This is a genomic window from Streptomyces sp. NPDC001536 (assembly GCF_042894505.1).
GTDB lineage: Bacteria > Actinomycetota > Actinomycetes > Streptomycetales > Streptomycetaceae > Streptomyces.
Genome location: NZ_JBIAVQ010000003.1, coordinates 142048 through 165867, shown reverse-complemented (window position 1 = coordinate 165867; position 23820 = coordinate 142048). Strand labels below are relative to the sequence as shown.

The 23820-nt window shown below is 72.4% G+C and carries 16 protein-coding genes and 1 pseudogene; 16 read left to right on the top strand and 1 reads right to left on the bottom strand.

Going from position 1 to position 23820, the window contains the following annotated elements:
• Positions 1-483: 483 nt before the first annotated feature.
• The 7 genes and pseudogenes from ssd to ACFY0U_RS09650 form a co-directional block, all read left to right on the top strand.
• On the top strand, positions 484-1587 hold the full coding sequence (gene ssd, locus ACFY0U_RS09680) for a septum site-determining protein Ssd (protein ID WP_388632785.1): 1104 nt from the start codon (positions 484-486) through the stop codon (positions 1585-1587).
• Positions 1588-1850: 263 nt separating this feature from the next.
• Entirely contained in the window at positions 1851-3023 is a 1173-nt protein-coding gene (locus tag ACFY0U_RS09675; RefSeq protein ID WP_388634284.1) for a TadA family conjugal transfer-associated ATPase, read from the top strand.
• Positions 3016-3867 carry a type II secretion system F family protein gene (locus ACFY0U_RS09670; RefSeq protein WP_388632783.1) on the top strand — a complete coding sequence of 284 codons (852 nt, stop codon included), beginning with the start codon at positions 3016-3018 and terminating at the stop codon, positions 3865-3867. The genes ACFY0U_RS09675 and ACFY0U_RS09670 overlap by 8 nt, the downstream gene beginning before the upstream one ends.
• 129 nt (positions 3868-3996) lie before the next feature.
• Positions 3997-4782: a type II secretion system F family protein gene (locus tag ACFY0U_RS09665; protein WP_388632780.1), complete on the top strand. Its 786-nt coding sequence runs from the start codon at positions 3997-3999 to the stop codon at positions 4780-4782.
• 115 nt (positions 4783-4897) lie between these two features.
• Positions 4898-5107, top strand: a complete 210-nt coding sequence (locus tag ACFY0U_RS09660; protein ID WP_388632778.1) for a DUF4244 domain-containing protein — start codon at positions 4898-4900, stop codon at positions 5105-5107.
• Entirely contained in the window at positions 5094-5465 is a 372-nt protein-coding gene (locus tag ACFY0U_RS09655; RefSeq protein WP_388632775.1) for a TadE family type IV pilus minor pilin, read from the top strand. The genes ACFY0U_RS09660 and ACFY0U_RS09655 overlap by 14 nt, the downstream gene beginning before the upstream one ends.
• A gap of 47 nt (positions 5466-5512) precedes the next feature.
• Positions 5513-5902, top strand: a pseudogene (locus tag ACFY0U_RS09650) (Rv3654c family TadE-like protein); the annotation flags it as partial.
• Here ACFY0U_RS09650 and ACFY0U_RS09645 read toward each other — a convergent pair.
• The gene (locus ACFY0U_RS09645) at positions 5835-8495 is read right to left on the bottom strand and encodes a DEAD/DEAH box helicase (protein ID WP_388632772.1); all 2661 of its coding nucleotides are present in this window, start codon (positions 8493-8495) and stop codon (positions 5835-5837) included. The pseudogene ACFY0U_RS09650 and the gene ACFY0U_RS09645 sit on opposite strands and share 68 nt — an antisense overlap.
• A gap of 81 nt (positions 8496-8576) precedes the next feature.
• Here ACFY0U_RS09645 and bldG point away from each other — a divergent pair, with 81 nt between their 5' ends.
• The 9 genes from bldG (at position 8577) to tmk (ending at position 23804) form a co-directional block, all read left to right on the top strand.
• Positions 8577-8918, top strand: coding sequence for an anti-sigma factor antagonist BldG (gene bldG / locus ACFY0U_RS09640; protein ID WP_003975386.1), 342 nt, complete (start codon positions 8577-8579; stop codon positions 8916-8918).
• Between the two features lie 117 nt (positions 8919-9035).
• On the top strand, positions 9036-9473 hold the full coding sequence (locus tag ACFY0U_RS09635; protein WP_388632769.1) for an ATP-binding protein: 438 nt from the start codon (positions 9036-9038) through the stop codon (positions 9471-9473).
• Positions 9474-9749: 276 nt separating this feature from the next.
• Positions 9750-12155, top strand: coding sequence for a sodium-translocating pyrophosphatase (locus ACFY0U_RS09630; RefSeq protein WP_388632766.1), 2406 nt, complete (start codon positions 9750-9752; stop codon positions 12153-12155).
• Positions 12156-12349: 194 nt separating this feature from the next.
• Positions 12350-12952, top strand: coding sequence for a small secreted protein (locus tag ACFY0U_RS09625; protein ID WP_388632763.1), 603 nt, complete (start codon positions 12350-12352; stop codon positions 12950-12952).
• A 64-nt stretch (positions 12953-13016) separates the two neighbouring features.
• Complete coding sequence (locus ACFY0U_RS09620) at positions 13017-14534, top strand: methyltransferase (RefSeq protein WP_388632760.1); 1518 nt, start codon at positions 13017-13019, stop codon at positions 14532-14534.
• Between the two features lie 247 nt (positions 14535-14781).
• Positions 14782-17091: a serine/threonine-protein kinase gene (locus tag ACFY0U_RS09615; RefSeq protein WP_388632757.1), complete on the top strand. Its 2310-nt coding sequence runs from the start codon at positions 14782-14784 to the stop codon at positions 17089-17091.
• Positions 17092-17235: 144 nt separating this feature from the next.
• Positions 17236-17433, top strand: coding sequence for a hypothetical protein (locus ACFY0U_RS09610; RefSeq protein WP_388632754.1), 198 nt, complete (start codon positions 17236-17238; stop codon positions 17431-17433).
• A gap of 247 nt (positions 17434-17680) precedes the next feature.
• Positions 17681-20500 carry a type I DNA topoisomerase gene (gene topA / locus ACFY0U_RS09605; RefSeq protein WP_388632751.1) on the top strand — a complete coding sequence of 940 codons (2820 nt, stop codon included), beginning with the start codon at positions 17681-17683 and terminating at the stop codon, positions 20498-20500.
• Positions 20501-20624: 124 nt separating this feature from the next.
• Entirely contained in the window at positions 20625-23804 is a 3180-nt protein-coding gene (gene tmk, locus ACFY0U_RS09600) for a dTMP kinase (protein ID WP_388632748.1), read from the top strand.
• Positions 23805-23820: the final 16 nt, after the last annotated feature.

Sequence of the window (23820 nt, the reverse complement as noted above, 5' to 3'; positions counted from 1 at the left end):
GCCCGGCTCCTCCCCCCCCGAGTCGGCCGTGGAGACGACCCCCACTCTCCCCCCCGGTGGGGGTCGTCGCATGTCCGGGTGGGTTTTTCCCCTTATCTGTGTGTCCCTGTGCGGCTCTACGGCCGTGTCGAGGCGGCTGTGGCCGCCTCTTTCGCATGCCCATGATCCGTCACTGTGCGTAGCCGTCGCGCTGCGCTGCGGAAGTCGCACAGATGGCAGTGCGGGGGGCACCGGTTTGGGTGACGGCGATATTCACAACCGCTGAGTTGTCCACAGTTATCGACCAAGATCCACAAGATTTCCGGCATCGCTGCACCGTGATTCCAGCGCGGCCCGCCGACGCCGACTCGATGGCCGGTTCCGGTTAGTCGGCCGCGTTTGGCCGGTTCGTATCGGCCGTTCATATGGAGGCCGGTTGCCGGTTCTTCACACGTTTGGGAATCGCGGGGCCCTCGGGGCCCTCGCGAGATGCAGCGAAGGGGGATGGAAATCGTGGCCTCAGCCGTCACACACGATCCGCCGCCCGCCGCCGGAGGGCGACAGGGCGAACCGTTGATCATCACCGATGACCCGGTGCTCCTGGACGATCTGCTGCGCCTGTGCGCGGCGGCCGGCGCCACACCCGAGGTCCATCCGGGGGTGCCGGAACCGAGAGGCCGATGGGAGGCCGCACCGCTCGTCCTGGTCGGCGACGACGCCGCGCGGCGCGTGCGCGGAGCCGCACGCAGAGGCGGAGTGGTGCTTGTCGGGCGGGACCAGGACGACTCCGGGGTCTGGCGCCGGGCCGTCGAGATCGGTGCCGACCATGTCCTGATGCTGCCCGACGGGGAGCAGTGGCTGGTCGACCGGATCGCCGACGTCGCCGAGGGCGTCGGCCGGCCCGCCCTCACCGTCGGCGTCATCGGCGGCCGCGGCGGGTCCGGGGCGTCCACCCTCGCCTGCGCGCTCGCCGTCACCTCCGCGCGGGAGGGACTGCGCACCCTGCTCGTGGACGCCGATCCGCTGGGCGGCGGACTCGACGTACTCCTCGGTGGCGAGACCGCCGAGGGGCTGCGCTGGCCCGCGTTCGCCGCCTCGCGCGGCCGGGTCGGCGGCGGCGCCCTGGAGGAGTCGCTGCCCCGGCTGCACTCCCTGCGGGTCCTCAGCTGGGACCGCGGGGACTGTGTCGCCGTCCCGCCGCAGGCCGTCCGCGCGGTGCTCGCCGCGGCCCGCCGCCGGGGCGGCACGGTCGTCGTCGATCTGCCGCGCCGCATCGACGACGGCACCACCGAGACTCTCGCCCAGCTCGACCTCGGCATCCTCGTCGTCCCCGCCGAACTCCGTGCCGTCGCTGCGGCCGGGCGGATGGCTTCCGCCGTCGGGATGGTCGTACGCGATCTGCGCGTGGCCGTCCGAGGGCCGCATGCGCCCGGGCTCGACGACCGGGAGGTGGCACGACTGCTCGGACTTCCGCTGGTGGGCGAGGTGCCCCTGGAGGCGGGCCTGCTGCGGCCCCACGAGAGCAAGACGCCGCCGGGAGCCGGACGGGGGCCGCTGGCGCGGTTCTGCAAGGAGTTCTGGGAGCGGGCGTTGGTGGAGGCGGCATGAGTACGTACGCGGACGAGGCGGGCCGGGCGTTGTCCGGCGCCGGGCGGGCCGGGGGCTCGGTGGCGGGCACGGGCGGTGCGGTGTCCCTGGCGGGGAGGTCGAGTGGGGTGGCTTCCGTGGGGTGGCGGTCGGGCGGTGCGGCTTCGGTGGTGGGGCGGTCGGGCGGTGCGGAGTCCGTGGTGGGGCGGTTGGGCGATGCGGCCTCTGCGGGGTGGCGGTCGGGTGATGGGGCGGCCGCGGTGGGGGCGTCGGGTGGGGCGGACATGGCTCCGCGGCTGCTCGACGGTGTGCGGCAGTGGCTCGCCGAGAGTGGGGCCGAGCCGACGCCCGCGCGGGTGGCGCAGGCGCTGCGGGAGCAGGGGCGGGTGCTCGGTGATGCCGAAGTCCTCGGGGCGGCCGAGCGGTTGCGCTCCGAGTTGGTCGGCAGCGGTCCGCTGGAGCCGCTGCTGGCCGATCCCCGGGTGACGGATGTGCTGGTGTCGGCGCCGGACCGGGTCTGGGTGGACCGGGGCGGCGGGCTGGAGCTCACCACCGTCGCGTTCCCCGACGCCGCCGCCGTACGACGGCTCGCGCAGCGCCTGGCCGCGGTGGCCGGGCGTCGGCTGGACGACGCGCGGCCCTGGGCGGACGCCCGGCTGCCCGACGGGACACGGCTGCACGCGGTGCTGCCGCCGGTGGCCGTCGACTGCACCTGTCTGTCGCTGCGGGTCGTACGGCCGCGCGCGTTCACGCTCGACGAGCTGATGACGGCGGGTACGGTGCCGCCGGACGGGGACCGGGTCCTGCGGGCGCTGATCGAGGCACGGCTGTCGTTCCTGATCAGCGGCGGAACGGGAAGCGGCAAGACCACGCTGCTGAGCGCCCTGTTGGGGCTCGTCGGGCCGGGCGAACGGATCGTGCTGGCCGAGGACTCCGCGGAGCTGCGGCCGGACCATCCGCACGTCGTACGCCTGGAGAGCAGACCCGCCAACCAGGAGGGCGCGGGCCTGGTCTCGCTGGAGGACCTGGTGCGGCAGGCGCTGCGCATGCGGCCGGACCGGCTGGTGGTGGGCGAGGTGCGTGGACCTGAAGTGGTGCATCTGCTGGCCGCCTTGAACACGGGACATGAGGGCGGCTGCGGAACGGTCCACGCCAACGCCGCGGCCGACGTCCCGGCCCGGCTGGAGGCGCTCGGCACGGCGGCCGGACTTGACCGCGCCGCGCTGCACAGCCAGTTGGCGGCCGCGCTCTCCGTCGTCCTGCATCTCGCCCGTGACCGCGACGGGCGGCGGCGGATCGCCGAGGTGCATGTGCTGGAGCGGGATCCGTCGGGGCTGGTGCGGACGGTGCCGGCGCTGCGGTGGGGCGCGGAGGCGTTCGTGTACGAGCGGGGGTGGGAGCGGCTGCGGGGGCTGCTCGACGCCGCGGGGGCCGACAGGGGGCGTGGTGATGAGTGAGGCGTGGACGGGGGCTGCCCTCGTGTGTGCCGGGGCGGCGGTCTGGCTGTCGGTCGGGTGGCGATCCGGGGCGCGGCGAGCGGAGTTGTTGCTCGCGGGGGCCGGTGGGGCGGTCGGGACCGGTCCGCCGGTCTGGCGGCAACTGGCCGGTGGCGTACGGCGGCTGGGGAGCGAGTGGTGGTCGGCGGCGGCCGGACTGGTGCCGGCCGTACTGGGGGCCTCGGTGCTGCCGCTCGTCGTGGGGGCGGCCGGGGTGCCGTTGCTGCGGCGGGTGCGGTTGGCGCGCGAGGCACGGCGGGCCCGGGAGTGCCGAGGGGACGCGGTCATCGCGTTGTGCGGGGCGCTCGCCGGAGAGGTACGGGCCGGACGGCAGCCGGGTGAGGCCCTGTTGCGTGCCGCGCGGGACTCCGAGGGGCTGGGGGAGACGCAGTCGGCGGTGCTGGCGGCCGCGCGGTTCGGCGGGGACGTACCGGGTGCGCTCGCGGGCGCCGCACGGCAGCCGGGGGCCGAGGGGCTGCTGGGCCTCGCGGCGTGCTGGCGGGTCGCGGTGGACCGGGGAGCGGGGCTCGCGGCCGGACTCGAGCGGCTCGAGGCGGCGTTGCGCGCGGAGCGGGACCAACGTGCCGACCTGCGCGCCCAGTTGGCGGGAGCCCGCTCCACGACCGTGATGCTCGCCGGTCTCCCCGCCCTCGGACTGCTCCTTGGCACGGCCCTCGGCTCCGACCCGCTCCACGTCCTGCTGCACACCGGGCCCGGCCTGGGCTGTCTGGTGATCGGCGGCCTGCTGGAAGGGGCGGGGATGTGGTGGGCGGCGCGGATCGTGCGGGGAGCGGAGGCGGTGTGAGGGCGGGAGCGGGGTGGAGTCGGGAGGGGTGCGTGCTGTGAAGGCGGCGGTCAGGCGCGGGCGCTGTGAGGAGGCGGTCATGTGGGGATCTGAGGGCGGCGGTCACGTGGGGTTCGGAAGCAGGGCGCTGTGAGTGCGGAAGTTGTCCACAGGCTGGGGGTGATCGCGGGGGCCGTGATGGTGCTCGCGTGGATCGCTCGGTGGGTGGAGGGAGCGCGGCGGGAGCGGAGGCTTCGGCGGCGGCTGACTCGGCTGGTGGCCCGGGAGGCGGTGACCGTCGGGCCGCGGGGCGAGGTGCGGAAGGTCGTGCGGCGGTGGTTGCCCTCGCTCGGGGCGGTGGCCGGAGGGTGGGTGCTGGTCGGTGGGGTCGCCGGTGTCGTGGTGGGGCTGCTTGTCGCGGCCGGGCTGTGGTGGTGGCGAGGCCGGCAGGGCGCCGAGGACACGGGGGAGCCGTACGACGCCGCGGAGGCGGTACGCCAACTCCCGCTCGCCGCCGATCTGCTGGCGGCCTGTATCGCGGCCGGCGCCGGTCCGGTGATCGCGGCGCGGGCGGTGGGCGAGGCGTTGGGCGGGCCGGTCGGGGAGGGGCTCGCGCGGGGCGCGGCGGAGGTACGGCTGGGCGGTCCGCCCGGCGAGGCATGGCGGCGGCTGGCCTCGATGCCGGGCGCCGGTCCGCTGGCCCGGCTGCTGGAACGGGCCGATGTGTCCGGGCTCCCCGCGGCCGCACCGGTCGCACGGCTCGCCGCGGAGGCCCGCGCCGAGTGGGCGCGCACCGCGACGGCACGGGCCCGGAGGGCGGCGGTCATGGTGACCGCGCCGGTGGGGCTGTGCTTCCTGCCCGCGTTCATCGCGGTCGGTGTGCTGCCCGTGGTGATCGGCCTGGCCGGCGGGGTGTTGGGAGGGGGTGGCGGATGACGGGACGGGACCGGACCGACAGCGAGTGATCGAGCAACAGCAACGAACCAGCAGCAGTCAACCAGCAGCAGTCAACCAACAGCAGTCAACAGAGCCGACCTATACGGGGGTTGAGATGTACAAGGCGGTACGGGCACGGATGCGTGCCCTGGTGTGCGGGGCGCGTGCGGCGCGGAGGGACGCGGGGATGGTCACCTCCGAGTACGCGATGGGGATCGTCGCGGCGGTGGCGTTCGCGGCCGTTCTCTACAAGGTGGTGACCAGCGGAGCGGTCAGCGCGGAGTTGCAGGGCATCGTGAAGCAGGCGCTCGATGCGCGGATGTGAACGGGGTCGCGCGGACCGGGGGTTCGTGACGGCGGAGTCGGCCGTGGTGCTGCCCGTGCTGGTGATGTTCGCCACGGCGCTCGTGTGGGGGCTGCTCGTGGTGGCCGCGCAGATCCAGTGCGTGGACGCGGCGCGTACGGGGGCCCGGGCGGCGGCGCGGCAGGACCCGGCCGACGCGGTCGTCGAGGTGGCCCGTGAGGCGGCACCGCGCGGAGCGAAGGTGACAGTCAGCGGGGAGCGACAGCGGGAGGGAGCGCAGGTCCGGGTGGTGGTCGTGGCGAGGCCGCCGTTGCTGGGACGGCTGCCCTTCGACGTACGGGAGGAGGCGGTGGCGTCGGTGGAGGGGGCGGGCCCATGAGCAGGGGTTTCCCGCGGTGCCGGAGCTCTGCCTCGTGCCCGGCCACCTTGGAGGAGGGCTGTCGGGGGCCCGCCTGCGACCGTGGCTCAGCCACCGTCTGGAGCGTCGGTGCGATCGCCGTGCTGTGCGTGGTGTTCGGGGTCGTACTCGCCCTGGGGCAGGCCGTCGTGGCCCGGCACCGGGCGGCCGGGGGCGCGGATCTCGCGGCGCTCGCGGCGGCGGACCACTGGGCGGAGGGCGGCGAGGGGGCCTGCGCCCGGGCGGAGCGGGTGGCCCGGGCCCAGGGCGCCCGGCTCGTGCGGTGCGTGATCGTGGGCGAGACCTCGGACGTGACGGCGACGGCGGGCCGGGGGCCGTTCGCGGCGGAGGTCAGGGCCCGGGCGGGACCGGCGGACCTGCCTCCTCCGGTGTCGGCGGGGCTGCCGTCTTCGGCACCGGCGGGGCAGCCCCCTGCGGGGCGGGCGGATCTGCCGCCTCCGGGAACGGCGAGGCTGCCCCTTCCGGGACCGGCCGACCGTCCCCCGCCGCCACCGGATCCTGCCGGGCCGGCCCCGGTGGCGCCGCCTCCGCCTCGGGCTTCTCCTCCGGCGCTCCCCGCAGCAGCACCGTGAGCAACCGCACCGCCCCCCTCTTGTGCAGCGGGTCGTTCCCGTTGCCGCACTTGGGGGACTGGATGCAGGACGGGCAGCCGGCGTCGCACTCGCAGGAGGCGATGGCCTGGCGGGTGGCGGTGAGCCAGGCGCGGGCGGTGTGGAAGGCGCGCTCGGCGAATCCCGCGCCGCCGGGGTGGCCGTCGTAGACGAAGACCGTGGGGAGCAGGGTGTCGGGGTGCAGGGGGACCGAGACGCCGCCGATGTCCCAGCGGTCGCACGTCGCGAACAGCGGGAGCATGCCGATCGAAGCGTGTTCCGCCGCGTGCAGGGCGCCGCCGAGGATCTCGGGGTTGATGCGGGCCTCGTCCAACTGGTCCTCGGTCACCGTCCACCACACCGCGCGGGTGCGGAGCGTACGAGGAGGGAGGTCGAGTTTCGTCTCGCCGAGGACCTCGCCCGTGATGAGACGTCTGCGCAGGAAGGAGACGACCTGGTTGGTGACCTCGACCGAGCCGTAGCACAACCTGCCCTCGCCCCAGGGGACTTCGACGTCCGTCTCCAGGACGGAGATCGTCGTCGTGTCGCGGGCCACCGTCGAATACGTCGGGTTCGCCTCCTCGACCAGGGCGACCGACTCCTCCAGGTCCAAGGAGCGGACGAGGTAGGTGCGGCCCTGGTGGAGGTGGACCGCGCCCTCGTGGACGGTCGTGTGCGCGGCGCCCGCGTCGACCGTGCCCAGGAGGCGGCCCGTGCCGGACTCGACGATCTGGACGGGGCTGCCGCCCCCGCCGCGGATGTCGGCGAGGTCGGCGGCGGATTCCCGGCGGGTCCAGTGCCAGGCCTTCGTGCGGCGGCGCAGCAGCTTCGCGGCCTCCAGTTGGGGGAGCAGGCCCGCCGTCTCCGGGCCGAACAGCTCCAGGTCCTCGTCCGTCAGCGGTAGTTCCGCCGCCGCCGCGCACAAGTGCGGTGCCAGGACGTACGGGTTGTCGGGGTCGAGGACCGTGGACTCCACCGGCTGCTCGAACAGGGCCTCGGGATGGTGGACGAGGAAGGTGTCCAGGGGGTCGTCGCGGGCGACGAGGATCGCGAGGGCGCCCTGGCCGGAGCGGCCCGCGCGGCCGGCCTGCTGCCACAGGGACGCGCGGGTGCCGGGATAGCCGGCGATGACCACGGCGTCCAGGCCGGAGACGTCGATGCCGAGTTCGAGCGCGGTCGTCGCGGCCAGGCCCAGCAACTCGCCCGAGTGGAGGGCCTGTTCCAGGGCGCGGCGTTCCTCGGGGAGGTAGCCGCCGCGATAGGCCGCCACGCGTCGGGCCAGGGAGCGGTCGATCTCGGCCAACCGTTCCTGGGCGATGACCGAGATGAGTTCGGCGCCGCGCCGGGAGCGTACGAAGGCGACCGAGCGGACGCCCTGCACGGTCAGATCCGTGAGCAGGTCGGCCGTTTCGGCGGTGGCGGTACGGCGGACCGGGGCGCCCTTCTCGCCCTGCATCTCGGTGAGCGGGGGCTCCCAGAGGGCGAACACCAGTTCACCGCGCGGTGAGGCGTCGTCGGCCACCTCGACCACCGGGAGGCCGGTGAGGCGACGGGCGGCGACCGCGGGCTCGGCGGCGGTCGCGGAGGCCATCAGGAAGACGGGCGAGGCGCCGTAGCGGGCGCAGAGGCGACGCAGCCGGCGCAGCACCTGGGCGACATGGGAGCCGAAGACGCCGCGGTAGGTGTGGACCTCGTCGATGACGACGTACTTGAGCGATTTCAGGAAGGAGGACCAGCGCGGGTGGGACGGGAGGATGCCGCGGTGCAGCATGTCCGGGTTGGTCAGCACGTAGTTGGCGTACTGGCGGATCCACTCGCGTTCCTCGAACGGGGTGTCACCGTCGTAGACCGCGGGGCGAACCGAATTGCCCAGCGGTTGTGAAAGTTCCTTCACAGAACGCCACTGATCCGCCGCCAGCGCCTTCGTGGGCGCGAGGTACAGCGCGGTGGCTCCGCGGCCGTTCGGGGCCTCGGAACCGTCCAGGAGGGCCGTCAGGACGGGCGTGAGGTACGCCAGGGACTTGCCGGAGGCCGTGCCGGTCGCGACCACCACCGACTCGCCGTCGAGGGCGTGCTCGGCCGCCTGTGCCTGGTGGGCCCAGGGGTGTTCGACACCTGCGGCCTGCACCGCGGCGATGACCTCCGAACGAATCCGGTCAGGCCAGACGGCATGCCGACCCTCACGCGGGGGCAAGTGCTCCGTATGAGTGATGCGCGCAGCCCGACTCGGCCCGGAGGCGAGCCGGTGCAGGACCGTGCCCGGTTCCGGCCGGGAGACGGGTTCCGCCGAGGATCGATCGGATCGGTGATTCTTGGCCATCGGCACCGAGTGTGTCACTGGCGTGACGGACAATGGGACCAAGGCGTCGTGCACGCCTGCCGGTAAGTGATTGAATGCCATCGCGGCTGGCGAACCGTCCTGGGGGCTCTGCCGAGAGTGTCCTAACGGGCGACCGCTCGATAGCAAGGTGCTGGAGGATCCGTGGACCTGTCCCTGTCGACCCGTACCGTCGGCGATCGTACGGTCGTCGAGGTCGGTGGCGAAATCGACGTATATACCGCGCCCAAGCTGCGCGAGCAGCTGGTCGAGCTGGTGAACGACGGGAGTTTCCACCTCGTCGTCGACATGGAGGGCGTGGACTTCCTCGACTCCACCGGGCTCGGCGTGCTGGTCGGCGGCCTGAAGCGGGTGCGTGCCCATGAGGGCTCGCTGCGCCTGGTCTGCAACCAGGAGCGCATTCTGAAGATCTTCCGCATCACCGGCCTCACCAAGGTGTTCCCGATCCACACCTCGGTCGAGGAAGCGGTGGCGGCCACCGACTGATTCACCCGGCCCGGGCGCGGAAAAAGGACCGAGCCCGGGGCGGTCGTAGTACATGGGGGTCCGGGCTATCGGCCGCCCGGTCCCCCGACAGCACGCCCGTAGTTCCGAGGGGGATGCATGGCCACCGTTGAACTCCGCTTCAGCGCGCTGCCCGAGCACGTCCGCACCGCCCGTCTGGTGGCGGCGGCGGTGGCGCGCAGGGCCGGAGTGGACGAGGCCGTTCTCGACGAGGTCAGGCTCGCCGTCGGCGAGGCCTGCTCCCGTGCCGTCGGACTGCATCAGAACGGCGGCATCACCGCGCCGGTGAAGGTGCTGCTCATCGAGGAGGAGAAGCAGTTCTCCATCGAGGTGGGCGACGAGGCGCCGCGCTCGGCCCCGGGTGACCGGGCGCCCGGCGGGGCCGCCGAGGACCCGGACGCGGAGACCGACGAGGACGAAATGGGCCTCGCGGTCATCAGCGGCCTCGTCGACGACGTGGAGGTCACCGCAGGGGAGCACGGCGGGTCGATCCGTATGACCTGGCCGACCACTCCGCCGGCCGCGACGCTTCCCTGATCTCACCGTCGTAGAAGACATCGAGGGCCCTGCTCAGCAGGGCCCTTTCTTCTTTTCGCTGAATTCGTGAAAGAATTCACGATCAATCGCCCGATAATTCGATCAAGCGTCAATGCCTTTGGGGCATTAGCTCTTTCGGGTTCTGTGGCGTGACGTCGATCATTTGCTGAAGAGCCTGTGAAGGCTAATTCCGTTTACCGCGCACTGTTTTGATCAGGTTCCGCTACCTACAATCCGTCCACATCTTGAGCTCAGCACAGGCGTCAAGGAGGACGAATGGCGGGGCTTTCTACCCCTCATCAGTTGGACCATCCCACTTCCCTCGCAGCCGCGGTCCTGACGGACGACAACCGGATCATCATCTGGGTGATCGCCGCCGTCGCACTGGCCGCGCTCGTGGTCGCGGGCATCCTGGTACGCCAGGTGCTCGCGGCGGGCGAGGGTACCGACAGCATGAAGAAGATCGCGACGGCGATCCAGGAAGGCGCCAACGCCTATCTGGCCCGGCAGTTGCGCACGCTCGGCGTATTCGCCGTGGTCGTGTTCTTCCTGCTCATGCTGCTGCCCGCGGACGACTGGAATCAGCGCGCCGGTCGATCCGTCTTCTTCTTGATCGGCGCGGCGTTCTCGGCGGCCACCGGCTATATCGGCATGTGGCTCGCCGTGCGCAGCAATGTGCGCGTCGCCGCGGCGGCACGGGAAGCGACCCCTGCGGAAGGTGAGCCGGAAAAGGATCTCACCGCCGTCTCGCACAAAGCAATGAAGATCGCTTTCCGCACGGGCGGCGTCGTCGGCATGTTCACGGTGGGGCTCGGTCTGCTGGGCGCCTCCTGTGTCGTGCTGGTGTACGCGGCCGACGCGCCGAAGGTGCTCGAGGGCTTCGGCCTCGGGGCCGCGCTGATCGCCATGTTCATGCGTGTCGGCGGCGGCATCTTCACCAAAGCCGCCGACGTCGGCGCCGACCTGGTCGGCAAGGTCGAGCAGGGCATTCCGGAGGACGACCCGCGCAATGCCGCGACCATCGCCGACAACGTGGGCGACAACGTCGGCGACTGCGCGGGCATGGCGGCCGACCTCTTCGAGTCGTACGCCGTGACCCTGGTCGCCGCGCTGATCCTCGGATCGGCGGCCTTCGGCGACGCCGGACTCGCCTTCCCGCTGATCGTGCCGGCGATCGGTGTGATCACCGCCATGATCGGCATCTTCGCGGTGGCCCCGCGCCGGTCCGACCGCAGCGGGATGACGGCGATCAACCGCGGATTCTTCATCTCCGCGGTGATCTCGATCGTGCTGGTCGCGATCGCGGTGTACGCCTATCTGCCGTCCTCGTACGCCGACCTCGACGGCATCACCGACACGGCGATCGCGGCCAAGGACGGCGATCCGCGGATCCTCGCGCTCGTCGCGGTGGGGATCGGCATCGTGCTGGCCGCTGTCATCCAGCAGCTGACCGGCTACTTCACCGAGACCAACCGCCGTCCTGTCATGGACATCGGAAAGTCCTCGCTCACCGGCCCGGCCACCGTCGTCCTCGCCGGTATCTCGATCGGTCTCGAATCGGCCGTCTACACCGCCCTCTTGATCGGCCTCGGCGTCTACGGGGCGTTCCTGCTCGGCGGTACGTCGATCATGCTGGCGCTGTTCGCCGTGGCCCTGGCCGGTACCGGTCTGCTCACCACGGTCGGTGTGATCGTCGCCATGGACACCTTCGGGCCCGTCTCCGACAACGCGCAGGGCATCGCCGAGATGTCCGGTGACGTCGAGGGCGCGGGAGCGCAGGTGCTCACCAACCTGGACGCGGTCGGCAACACCACCAAGGCCATCACCAAGGGCATCGCCATCGCCACCGCCGTCCTGGCGGCAGCGGCGCTCTTCGGGTCGTACCGCGACGCCATCTTCACGGGCGCGCAGGACGTCGGCGAGAAGCTGTCCGGCGACGGTGCGCCGATGAGCCTGATGATGGACATCTCCCAGCCCAACAACCTCGTCGGTCTCATCGCGGGCGCCGCGGTCGTCTTCCTCTTCTCCGGACTCGCCATCAACGCCGTGTCGCGGTCGGCGGGTTCCGTGGTCTACGAGGTGCGGCGGCAGTTCCGCGAGCACCCCGGGATCATGGACTACAGCGAGAAGCCGGAGTACGGCAAGGTCGTCGACATCTGCACCCGGGACGCCCTGCGCGAGCTGGCCACACCGGGTCTGCTCGCCGTCATGGCGCCGATCTTCATCGGGTTCACGCTCGGTGTCGGCGCGCTCGGCTCGTTCCTGGCCGGCGCGATCGGCGCGGGCACGCTCATGGCGGTGTTCCTCGCCAACTCCGGCGGCGCCTGGGACAACGCGAAGAAGCTCGTCGAGGACGGCCACCACGGCGGCAAGGGCAGCGAGGCCCACGCCGCGACGGTGATCGGTGACACCGTCGGCGACCCGTTCAAGGACACCGCAGGTCCCGCGATCAACCCGCTGCTGAAGGTGATGAACCTCGTCGCGCTGCTCATCGCGCCCGCGGTCATCAAGTTCAGCTACGGCGAGGACAAGAGCCTCGGCGTACGGATCACGATCGCCGTCGTCTCGCTCGCCGTGATCGTCGGCGCGGTCTACGTCTCCAAGCGGCGTGGCATCGCGATGGGCGACGAGGAGAACGCCAAGAGGTCGGTCAAGTCGGCCGATCCCGCGGTGGTTTCGTAGGCGGTCATACGGGACGCCTGCTCAAGGGGCGGGCGGGGGGCGCGTACGGACGCGTCCCCCGCCCGTTCTGTGTGTTCACGCCCTCCTCGTGAGCCTTCTCTCACTTGGTGCAAATGGCTTTAATGCACCACTTACCGGACGTCCTACCTGTGGATGTCATCCATCTGCCGTGTATGTTCCGGGGCCGAGGAGCCATGGAAGGGACCAATCCGGTGAACAAGAAGCTCGCGGCCGCGCTGTCCGGCGGTGCGGTACTGGCGATGGCGCTGTCGGCATGCAGCAGCGGTGACGACAACAGCGAGAAGCTGGACGCCTGGGCCAAGGAGGTCTGCAGCGCGGTGCAGCCGCAGGCCAAGAAGATCGAGGCCGCCAACACGGCGATCCAGAAGCAGACCTCGGACAACAGCACCCCGGAGGACGTCCAGAAGACCGACTCCCAGGCCTTCCAGGACATGGCCGAGGCCTACAAGGCGATCGGCGCCGCCGTGCAGAAGGCCGGCGCGCCGGACACCGGGGACGCCAAGAACGCCGAGAAGAAGCAGCAGGACGCCGTCAAGGAGCTCAACAGCCTCGCCTCGTCCTACGCCTCCCTCCAGAAGCAGGTCGACGAGCTCAACACCAAGGACCAGGCGAAGTTCGCCGACGGCCTCAAGGACATCGCGACCGCGCTCGACAAGCTGAGCACCAGCGGCAGCGACGCGCTCAAGACGCTCGAGGAGGGCGACGTCGGCAAGGCGATGGCGCAGCAGGAGAGCTGCAAGAGCGCATCCGCCGCGCCGTCGGCGACCACCGGCTGACATCCACCCGCGCGTGGCCCCGGCGCCGTAGGCATCGCCCGCGGCGCCGGTTCACAATGGGGTGGTGAGTAACGCCGGCCTTGCCTCCCTGCCCTCCGCCGACCGCCCCGACGTCGCCGCGCGGCTGAGGGACGCCCTTCTGGGCGCCTCCTTCACCGCCGACGGCCTGCTCGAGCTGCTCGGTGCCCCCGCGTACGCGGCGCTCGCGCGCAGCGAGACCGTGCCCGCCCTGCGGGCGACCCGCGGGGACACACCGCTCGAGGTGCTCGTACGGCTCTTCCTGTTGCAGCAACCGGTGCCCCACGCGCGTGTGGACGGCGTCCTGCCCGTGGAGGCGTGTCTGGAGAGCGGGTGGCTGGTGCGCGCCGGCGCCGACGAGGTCGCCGCGACCGTCGACGTACGGCCGTACGGCGGACCCGACGGCGAGGACTGGTTCATCGTGTCCGACCTGGGGTGTGCCGTCGGCGGGGCCGGAGGCATCGGGAGCCGCGCCGAGGGGGTCGTCCTGGGCGTCGGCGGCGCCTCCACGACCCTGGCGGGCATCACCGTCCGCGGGCCCGTCTCTGCCGCCCTCGACCTCGGCACCGGCTCCGGCATCCAGGCGCTGCACGCCGCGCGGCACGCCACGCGCGTGACGGCGACCGATCTCAACCCGCGCGCGCTGCACATCACCGCGCTCACGCTGGCGCTGTCCGGCGCCCCGGCGGCCGAACTGCGCGAGGGCTCGCTGTTCGAGCCGGTGAAGGACGGCGAGAGGTACGACCTGATCGTCTCGAACCCGCCGTTCGTGATCTCGCCGGGTGCGCGGCTGACGTACCGGGACGGCGGGATGGGCGGGGACGATCTGTGCCGGTCGCTCGTTCAGCAGGCGGGGGAGCGCCTGAACGAGGGCGGGTTCGCGCAGTTCCTCGCCAACTGGCAGCACGTGGAGGGGGAGGACTGGCAGGACCGGCTGCGCTCCTGGGTGCCGCGCGGGTGCGACGCGTGGATCGTGCAGCGCGAGGTGCAGGACGTCACGCAGTACGCCGAGCTGTGGCTCAGGGACGCCGGCGACCACCGGGGCGACCCGGCCGAGTACCAGGCGCTCTACGACGCCTGGCTGGACGAGTTCGAGGCGCGCAAGGTCAGGTCTGTCGGGTTCGGCTGGATCACCCTGCGGAAGACGGCGGCGGCCGAGCCCTCGGTCGTCGCCGAGGAATGGCCGCACCCCGTCGAGCAGCCGCTCGGCGACACCGTCAGGGCGCACTTCCAGCGCCTCGACTACCTGCGGGCGCACGACGACGCCGCCCTGCTGGAGGGCCACTTCAGGCTCGCCTCCGAGATCGTCCAGGAGCAGGTCGGGCTGCCCGGCGCCGAGGACCCCGAGCATGTCGTGCTGCGCCAGAACCGCGGGATGCGCCGGGCCACCAAGGTGGACACCGTCGGCGCGGGCTTCGCCGGGGTGTGCGACGGCTCGCTGAGCGCGGGACGGATCCTGGACGCGATCGCGCAACTGGTGGGCGAGGACCCGGTGTTGCTGCGCGACCGTACGCCGGCGCAGATCCGGCTGCTGGTGGAGCAGGGGTTCCTGGAGCCGGTGTGAGGCCTGACCCGGCGGTGCGCTCGACGCGGTGTGACGCGTGATCAGGTACGGCTTCTCGGCCCGGCGCGCGGCTCGATCCGTGTGACGGCTGGGGCGGGCAGGTACCCCTGAGGCCCATGTGCCCGATCTGATGGGATTGCTCCTGAAAAGGTCTCCTGTCAGTGGCAGGTGCGAAGCTACCTTCGAGAGACAGAGTGCACGCGTTCTCGGGGGAGGCGCGCTGTCTCGGGTCTCGGGGGGAGGCGTGATGGCGGGGGATACGCCGGATCAAGGCGAAGGCAGGGTCATCAACGGGCGGTACCGGCTGCTGCGGTCGCTCGGCGCGGGCGGCATGGGCCGGGTCTGGCTCGCGTACGACGAGGAGTTGGCCTGCGAAGTCGCGATGAAGGAGATCGCGCTTCCGGATGTGCCGATGGACGCGACCGAGCCCGCCCAGCGCATCGCGCGGGCCCGCAGCGAGGCCCGGCACGCGGCGCGGCTGCGCGGCCACCCCCATGTGGCGACCGTGCACGACGTGGTGGTCCACGAGGGGTTGCCGTGGATCGTCATGGAGTACGTGCCGGACGCGGTCGACCTCCAGGCGGTCGTACGGCGTTCAGGGCCGCTGCTGCCCGCCCAGGCGGCCCGCATCGGGCTCGCCGTGCTCGACGCGCTCACCGCCGGGCACCGGATCGGCATCCTCCACAGGGATGTGAAACCGGCCAACATCCTGCTGGCGTCGGACGCTTCGGGCGACCCGTACGCACGCGTGCTGCTCACCGACTACGGCATCGCCCTGCAACCCGAGTCCCGCGAACCCCGCCTCACCGCCACGGCGGGCATCCTCGGGACGCCGGGCTACCTCGCTCCGGAACGCGCGCGGGGAGAGCCGCCGACACCGGCCGCGGATCTGTTCTCGCTCGGCGCGACGCTGTACTCCGCCGTGGAGGGCCGCGGTCCCTTCGACCGACACGGTGACTACGCCACGCTGACGGCGCTGCTGGGAGAGGAGCCGACGCCCGCGGTGCGGGCCGGTGAACTGGCGCCGGTGCTCCAGGGGTTGCTTGTGAAGGACCCGGTGCGCAGGTCGTCGCCGGAGACGGTGGCGCGGGGGCTGGAGCGGGTGGTGCAGGGGGCCTCGCCCGCGTGGCCCGCTCCGGCCGGTGCGACGCCGGGATTCGGGCCGCCGCCCGAGGGGTTCGGGGCGGCGACACCCCAGACGCCGGGCGCGCCACCGACGCCGAGCACTCCGCAGACACCGCACACGCCGGGTGGCGTACCCCAGGGGGTGGGCGGCGCGGCGGGGGCGGTGACTCCGGGATCCGCGGGGTTCGGACCCGGCCCAGGCGGCGGCGGTCCGGGTGGTGGCGGTCCGGCCACGCCTGGTGGGGCGCCTCCTTCGCAGTACGACCCGTGGCGGCAGCCCTCCGCGGCGCAGCAGTCCCCCGACGCCGGCAATCCCTACGCGCAAGGCCCCTACGCGAGCGGCGGGGCGCAGTCGCCCTCCGTGGGCAGTGGCGGCGCTTCGCCCTACGGCCCGTACACCGGAGGCGGCCCGACGCCCTACCAGGGCAGCCCCACCCCGCCGCCGTACGCGGGCGGCACCTACGGCGCCGGCTGGGGCGCGGGCGGGCCGGGTGCCCCTGGCGGCGGACCGACGCCCCCGCCCCCGCCCTCGCCTTCGAAGAAGCGGCTCGCCATCGTCGCGCTCGTCGTGGCCGCCGTGCTCGTCGTCGCCGGCGGCACCTGGCTGGCCGTCTCGCTGACCGGGGACGACGGCGGCGACGACACCGCCACCCCGAAGAAGCCGCCCACCTCCAGCGTGCCCAAGTCCTCGGCACCGCCGACCGGGCCCGTGCTGCCCTACGGCGATGTCGTCGGGCTCAGTGAGCCGTTGGAGACCGGCGACTGTGTGCAGGCGGTCTGGTCGGGGGCGCCGTTCAAGTCGGTGCCGAACCTGGGCAAGGTGAGCTGCTCCGAGGACTGGCCCGACGGTCAGGTGGTGGCGATCGACACGGCCACCGACGCCGCGGACGCGGCCGCAGAGGGCGCCGAGCGCTGTGCGAACCAGACGCGCGCGGTCGTCGACGCCCTGCCGGACGCGGCCGGCTACGCCGTCGTACCGACCAAGGAGGGCTTCACGGTGGCCAACAGCGGTACGGCATGTCTCGTACTCGGCCGCCATGCCGCGATAGGCGGTGAAGTGGGCCGGTTCCGCGACGAGGGCGCCGATCTGTGGGTCGGTCAGATGAGTGTCGGGGACTGCTGGATCTACGAGGAGGGGGACGAGGGCTACAACGCCCCGCTCACCGATTGCGTGAAACCGCACACCGACCAGGTCATCGGCGTGGTCCAGGCGCCCGGCGGCATGAACTACGAGAAAGGCGCCGACAACGCGACCAAGCTCTGCGGCAACAAATTCGAGTCGACCTGGGCGCCGGGATCGGAGCGGGCCGTGTTCGGCTGGGTGGCCGACGAGGACGACTGGAACCAGGGGTTCAAGAAGGCCGTGTGCACCGTGGGGCGGACCGACAACGCGAAGACGACCGGAAAGATACCCGCGCCCGGATCGGTCTGAGCCCGGGCCGTGAGCGGGGGTGCCGGGGCGGTCCACAGCGACGTCGGTCCCGCGTTCACCTCAGGTTCGCCCGCCCGCCGCCCGCGCGTGTCAACCTCCCGGGGCTGGACACGCGCGGACGGGGCAAAAGGGGGCAGGGGCGTCATGGAGACGGGACCGGCGATCTTCGCGGGAGCGGTGTTCGTCCTGTTCGGAGGCGGGCTGCTGATGTGGACCGCGGCCCGGGTGCGGCAGCGCGAACCCGTGGCGCACGGTGTGAGCCCGGTCGCATCGGCGACCCTCGCCGGCCTCGCCGCGGTGGTGGCGCTGGGCCTCGGCGCATGGTGCCTCACCCGGATCTGAGGATCATGCAAAGGCCGAGGTCCCGGTAATTGGGAGGTCTCCCTCCGGTAAGGCTCGAAATAGCCGGTGGGTACGCCGGGCGGCAGGAATGGCGGTAGTCGGGTTACCGTTCGAGTGGCCGTTGCGGGCTTTTCCCGTTTGACACGGGGGCGGGATGTACCGTCACACTCCGCAGCGTCACCATGACCCGACCCCGGGATGAAGGCGCCTGGGGAGGCCCCAGCGTCGACCGGAGAGAAGAGCGAAGTTGTCCCCGACCAGCGAGACCGCAAAGGGCGGCCGCCGACTCGTCATCGTCGAGTCGCCTGCCAAGGCGAAGACGATCAAGGGCTATCTCGGCCCTGGTTACGTCGTCGAGGCGAGCGTCGGGCACATCCGCGACCTCCCCAACGGCGCCGCGGAGGTGCCGGAGAAGTACACCGGCGAGGTCCGCCGGCTCGGCGTGGACGTCGAGCACGACTTCGAGCCGATCTATGTCGTCAACGCCGACAAGAGGGCTCAGGTCAAGAAGCTCAAGGACCTGCTTAAGGACTCCGACGAGCTCTTCCTCGCCACCGATGAGGACCGCGAGGGCGAGGCCATCGCGTGGCACCTCCAGGAAGTGCTCAAGCCCAAGGTCCCGGTCAAGCGGATGGTCTTCCACGAGATCACCAAGGCCGCGATCCAGGCCGCCGTGGCCAACCCGCGCGAGCTCAACCAGAAGCTCGTCGATGCCCAGGAGACCCGCCGTATCCTCGACCGCCTCTACGGCTACGAGGTCTCGCCGGTCCTGTGGAAGAAGGTCATGCCCCGGCTGTCCGCGGGCCGTGTCCAGTCCGTCGCCACCCGGCTCGTGGTGGAGCGGGAGCGCGAGCGCATCGCGTTCCGGTCCGCCGAGTACTGGGACCTGACGGGCACCTTCGCGACCGGCCGCGCCGGGGACTCGAGCGACCCCTCGACCCTCGTCGCCCGCCTCCAGAGCGTCGACGGCAAGCGCGTCGCGCAGGGCCGTGACTTCGACTCCCTGGGCCAGATCAAGGGCGCCAACACGCTCCACCTCGACGAGGCCAACGCCCGCGCGCTGGCCGCCGCCCTGGAGCAGACCCAGTTCGCCGTCCGCTCCGTCGAGTCCAAGCCGTACCGCCGCTCGCCGTACGCCCCGTTCCGTACGACGACGCTCCAGCAGGAGGCTTCGCGCAAGCTCGGCTTCGGTGCGAAGGCGACCATGCAGGTCGCGCAGAAGCTGTACGAGAACGGCTTCATCACCTATATGCGTACGGACTCCACGACGCTCAGCGACACCGCTGTCGCCGCGGCCCGCGCGCAGGTCACCCAGCTGTACGGCGCCGACTACCTGCCGTCCGCCCCGCGGACGTACGCCGGGAAGGTCAAGAACGCGCAGGAGGCGCACGAGGCGATCCGCCCCTCGGGTGATCGTTTCCGCACGCCCGCCGAGACCGGACTGACCGGCGACCAGTTCAAGCTCTACGAGCTGATCTGGAAGCGGACCGTCGCCTCCCAGATGAAGGACGCGGTCGGCAACTCCGTGACCGTGAAGATCGCGGGCACCGCCGCCGACGGCCGCGACGTCGAGTTCAGCGCCTCCGGCAAGACGATCACCTTCCACGGCTTCCTCAAGGCCTACGTCGAGGGCGCGGACGACCCCAACGCCGAGCTGGACGACCGCGAGCGCCGGCTGCCCCAGGTCAGCGAGGGCGACCGGCTCAGCGCCGAGGAGATCACGGTCGACGGGCACGCCACCAAGCCCCCGGCCCGCTACACCGAGGCCAGCCTGGTCAAGGAGCTCGAAGAGCGCGAGATCGGCCGTCCGTCGACGTACGCCTCGATCATCGGCACCATCCTCGACCGCGGCTATGTCTTCAAGAAGGGCACGGCACTCGTCCCGTCCTTCCTGTCCTTCGCCGTGGTCAACCTCCTGGAGAAGCACTTCGGGCGGCTCGTCGACTACGACTTCACCGCCAAGATGGAGGACGACCTCGACCGCATCGCGCGGGGCGAGGCCCAGTCCGTGCCGTGGCTGAAGCGGTTCTACTTCGGCGAGGGCACCGAAGGCGGAGCGGCGGTCGCCGGCAACGGCGACGGGGACCACCTCGGCGGTCTCAAGGAGCTCGTGACCGACCTGGGCGCGATCGACGCGCGCGAGGTGTCGTCGTTCCCCGTGGGCAACGGCATCGTGCTGCGGGTCGGCCGCTACGGCCCGTACATCGAGCGCGGCGAGAAGGACTCCGAGGGCCACCAGCGCGCGGACGTGCCGGAGGACCTCGCTCCCGACGAGCTGTCCGTCGAGTTCGCGGAGGAGCTGCTCGCCAAGCCGAGCGGTGACTTCGAGCTCGGCGCCGACCCGGAGTCGGGCCACCAGATCATCGCGCGGGACGGCCGCTACGGCCCCTACGTCACCGAGGTGCTCCCCGAGGGCACCCCGAAGACCGGCAAGAACGCCGTGAAGCCGCGTACGGCCTCGCTGTTCAAGTCGATGTCGCTGGACACGGTCACGCTCGCCGACGCCCTGAAGCTGATGTCGCTGCCGCGGGTCGTCGGCGCCGACGCCGAGGGCCAGGAGATCACCGCGCAGAACGGGCGCTACGGGCCGTACCTGAAGAAGGGCACGGACTCGCGCTCGCTCCAGACCGAGGACCAGCTCTTCACGATCACCCTCGAAGAGGCGCTGGAGATCTACTCCCAGCCCAAGCAGCGGGGCCGGGCCGCCGCCAAGCCGCCGCTGAAGGAGCTGGGCACGGACCCGGTCAGCGAGAAGCCGGTCGTGGTCAAGGACGGTCGCTTCGGCCCGTATGTGACCGACGGGGAGACCAACGCGACCCTGCGCTCCGGCGACAGCGTCGAGGAGATCACCCCGGAGCGCGGCTTCGAACTGCTCGCCGAGAAGCGGGCGAAGGCGCCCGCCAAGAAGACGGCGAAGAAGGCGCCCGCGAAGAAGGCCCCGGCCAAGAAGGCGACGGCCGCCAAGAAGACCGCGGCCAAGAAGACGACCACGGCCGCCAAGAAGACGACGGCGAAGAAGACCACCGCCAAGAAGGCGGCGGCTTCGAAGGCCGCGTCCGAAGACTGAGTCGCGCCGCGGACCTTCACCTCGGGTTCGCAAAACGAACGCCCCGGCATCGGTTTGGTGTCGGGGCGTGCGCACGTTCGGACGGGCGCCGCAGGCTGTCGGTGCTGCCCGATAGGCTGAAAGCATGACGCGAGCCGAGCAGCCAACGGCCCACCACCCGGCCCCCGACGACGCCCTTGCCGCGGACTCCCGCGAGCGCGCCGTGCGCGCCCTGTTGCGCCGACCGCAGCTCAGGAGGCTGTGGAGCGCGCAGCTGGTGGGGGGTGTCGGCGACGTTCTCGCCCTCCTGGTGCTGGTCGTCCTGGCCCTCCAGGCGGCGATCGCCGAGGGCTCCTTCGGCGGCGGCTACCGGGGCGTGGCGTTCGCAGTGGCGACCGTCTTCGGGGTGCGCATTCTGGCCACGCTGCTCTTCGGGGCGGTGCTCCTGGGCCCGTTGACGTCGCTCACCTCTCAGGAGGGACCGCTCGACCGTCGCTGGACGATGGTCGGCGCGGACGCCGTACGCACGCTGGCGCTGATCGTCGCGCCCCTGTGGATCGACTGGACGCCGGACAACGCGCTGGCGGTCCTCCTGGTGACGGCCTTCGTGATCGGCGTCGCCGAGCGCTTCTGGACGGTGTGCCGCGAGAGCGCGGCGCCCGCCCTGCTGCCGGCCCCGCCGCCGGAGGGCGCGACCGTACGGCCGCTGCCGGACCACATGGACGCGCTGCGCCGCCTGTCGCTGCGTACGGGCTTCGTGGCGATCCCCCTCGCGGCCGCCGCGCTCGTCACCGCCTCGCTGCTCAACAACCTTCTGGGCGCCGGGATCGACTGGTTCGCCCAGCACCAGGCGGCCCTCGCCTCGTATGTCGCGGCCGGTCTGTTCGCCGCGTCCCTGTCGGTGCTGACCTTCCTGGAGCTCCCCGACACCCGCACGCCACGCGCGCGTTCGCCGCTGGAGGGCATGCGCCGGCCCAAGACCGGTACCGGCGTCGACAAGGGCCGCACCGGTGTGCTGCCGCTGCTGGTGCTGGCCTCCGCGGCCGTCGCCGGAGCGGTCTCCGCCTCCGTCGCCGTGGCCGTGCTGCACGCCAAGGACCTGGGCGGCGGCCCGGTGACGTACGGCCTGCTGGTCCTGGCACTGACCGGCGGGGTCGTCGTCGGCATCCGTACGGCTCCCAAGGTGCTGGTCTCGCTCTCGCGGCGCCGGCTGCTCGCGCTGGCGATCGCCTTCACCGGCGTCGCGCTGCTGGCCGCGGGCCTCGTCCCGGATGTGACGACGGTGATCCTGATCGTCGCGCTGGCCGGCGTCGGTGCGGGCGTGGCCGCCAACACCGGGCACACGCTCCTCGACCAGGAGGCCGAGGACTACCGGCGCGGGCGCACGACCGAGCATCTGCACGCGGTCGTACGGGTCTTCGTGGCGCTCGGCGCGGTGATCGCCCCGCTGGTGGCCGCGCTGATCGGGCCGCACCGGCTGGAGAGCGGCAAGTTCGTGTTCGCGCACGGCGGTGCCGCGTTCACGCTGATGCTGGTCGGCGCGCTGCTGCTGCCGGTGGCCGCGCTGGTGCTGGCCAAGGTCGACGACCGGTCCGGTGTGCCGCTGCGGCAGGACCTGCGGGACGCGCTGCTGGGCGGCGACGACCCGGTGACGGCGCCCGCCGCGAACGGTTTCTTCATCGCCCTGGAGGGCGGCGACGGGGCCGGGAAGTCCACCCAGGCCGAGGCGCTCGCCGAGTGGATAAGGGCCAAGGGCCACGAGGTCGTGGTGACGCGCGAGCCGGGGGCGACACCGGTCGGCAAGCGGCTGCGGTCGATCCTGCTCGACGTGTCCAGCGCCGGACTCTCGCACCGCGCGGAGGCGCTGCTGTACGCGGCGGACCGCGCGGAGCACGTGGACACCGTGGTGCGGCCCGCGCTGGAGCGGGGCGCGGTCGTGATCTCGGACCGGTACATCGACTCGTCCGTCGCCTACCAGGGGGCGGGCCGCGACCTGTCGCCGACGGAGATCGCCCGCATCAACCGCTGGGCGACCGACGGACTGGTGCCGAACCTGACCGTGCTCCTCGACGTGTCCCCGGAGATCGCCCGTGAGCGGTTCACCGAGGCGCCGGACCGGCTGGAGTCGGAGCCGGCGGAGTTCCACGCACGCGTGCGGTCCGGGTTCCTGACGCTGGCCGCCGCCGACCCCGGGCGCTATCTCGTCGTCGACGCGGGCCAGGAGCCCGAGGCCGTCACGACCGTCGTACGCCACCGGCTCGACCAGCTCCTGCCGCTCTCCGAGCAGGAGATCCGCGAGCAGGAGGAGGCCCGGCGCAAGGCCGAGGAGGAAGCGCGCCGCAAGGCCGAGGAAGAGGCCGCGCGCAAGGCCGAGGAGGAGCGCCTGGAGCGTGAGCGCCAGGAGCAGCTGGAGCGGCTGCGCGCCGAGGAGGAGGAGCGCAAGCGGCGCGAGCTGGAGGAGGCGCAGCGCCGCGAGGCCGAACGGCAGGCGGAGGAGGCCCGGTTGCGGGCCGAGGAAGCGCGCAAGCGGGCCGAGGAGGAGCGGGTTCGGCTCCTCGCCGAGGAGAAGGCGCGGGCCGAGGAGGAAGCGCGGCGCAAGGCCGAGGAGGACCGGCGTCGCAAGCAGGCCGAGGAAGAGGCACGGCTGCGGGCCGAGGCCGAGGCGCGGCGCGTGGAGAAGCAGCGGAAGGCCGAGGAGGCGCTGCTGCGCGCCGAGGAGGCGCGACGGCTCGCCGAGCAGGCCACGGCGGCCGCGGAGGCCGGGCCGAAGAAGCCGCCGCCCGCGGTCGCCCCTCCGGAGGCGGCGACCGTGCCCACTCCGGTGGTGACACCGACGAACGCGTCGGGCGGGCCGCTGGAGGAGACGGCCGTGCTGCGGCCGGTGCGGGACGAGAAGCCGGAAGGGGCCGCCGACAACGAGGTGACGGCCGAGCTGCCCAAGCCGCCGGCCGGGGCCGCGGACGAGACGGCTGTGCTGCCTCCCGTGGTGCCGGGTGCGGCTGACGAGACGGCCGTGCTGCCGCCGGTGCGGGATGCGGACGAGACCGCGGTGCTGCCGCCGGTGCCGGGCGAGACTCCCGCGGACCGGGTGCCGCCGGGGTTCTTCCGGGAGGACCAGGCGGGGCCGGACGGGACCGAGGACCGTACGCGGGAGATGCCTCAGGTCGACGAGACGGGGGCGCCCCGGCGGCGGGCCCGGTCCGACTGGGCCGAGGAGACACCGCTGGACGACCTGCCGTCGCTGGCGGACGAGCTGCTGGGCCCGCGTGACGGTGACGAGTTCGGTGACGGGAGCGGGCGCCGGGGCCGGGGACGCCGGGGCTGAGGCCGGGCGCTCGGCC

Bases quoted from the DNA above. Each gene is read 5' to 3' on its own strand.
- ssd (WP_388632785.1), top strand. From the start codon at position 484: ATGGAAATCGTGGCCTCAGCCGTCACACACGATCCGCCGCCCGCCGCC.
- ACFY0U_RS09675 (WP_388634284.1), top strand. From the start codon at position 1,851: ATGGCTCCGCGGCTGCTCGACGGTGTGCGGCAGTGGCTCGCCGAGAGT.
- ACFY0U_RS09670 (WP_388632783.1), top strand. From the start codon at position 3,016: ATGAGTGAGGCGTGGACGGGGGCTGCCCTCGTGTGTGCCGGGGCGGCG.
- ACFY0U_RS09660 (WP_388632778.1), top strand. From the start codon at position 4,898: ATGTACAAGGCGGTACGGGCACGGATGCGTGCCCTGGTGTGCGGGGCG.
- ACFY0U_RS09655 (WP_388632775.1), top strand. From the start codon at position 5,094: ATGCGCGGATGTGAACGGGGTCGCGCGGACCGGGGGTTCGTGACGGCG.
- ACFY0U_RS09645 (WP_388632772.1), bottom strand. From the start codon at position 8,495: ATGGCATTCAATCACTTACCGGCAGGCGTGCACGACGCCTTGGTCCCA.
- ACFY0U_RS09635 (WP_388632769.1), top strand. From the start codon at position 9,036: ATGGCCACCGTTGAACTCCGCTTCAGCGCGCTGCCCGAGCACGTCCGC.
- ACFY0U_RS09630 (WP_388632766.1), top strand. From the start codon at position 9,750: ATGGCGGGGCTTTCTACCCCTCATCAGTTGGACCATCCCACTTCCCTC.
- ACFY0U_RS09625 (WP_388632763.1), top strand. From the start codon at position 12,350: ATGGAAGGGACCAATCCGGTGAACAAGAAGCTCGCGGCCGCGCTGTCC.
- ACFY0U_RS09615 (WP_388632757.1), top strand. From the start codon at position 14,782: ATGGCGGGGGATACGCCGGATCAAGGCGAAGGCAGGGTCATCAACGGG.
- ACFY0U_RS09610 (WP_388632754.1), top strand. From the start codon at position 17,236: ATGGAGACGGGACCGGCGATCTTCGCGGGAGCGGTGTTCGTCCTGTTC.
- tmk (WP_388632748.1), top strand. From the start codon at position 20,625: ATGACGCGAGCCGAGCAGCCAACGGCCCACCACCCGGCCCCCGACGAC.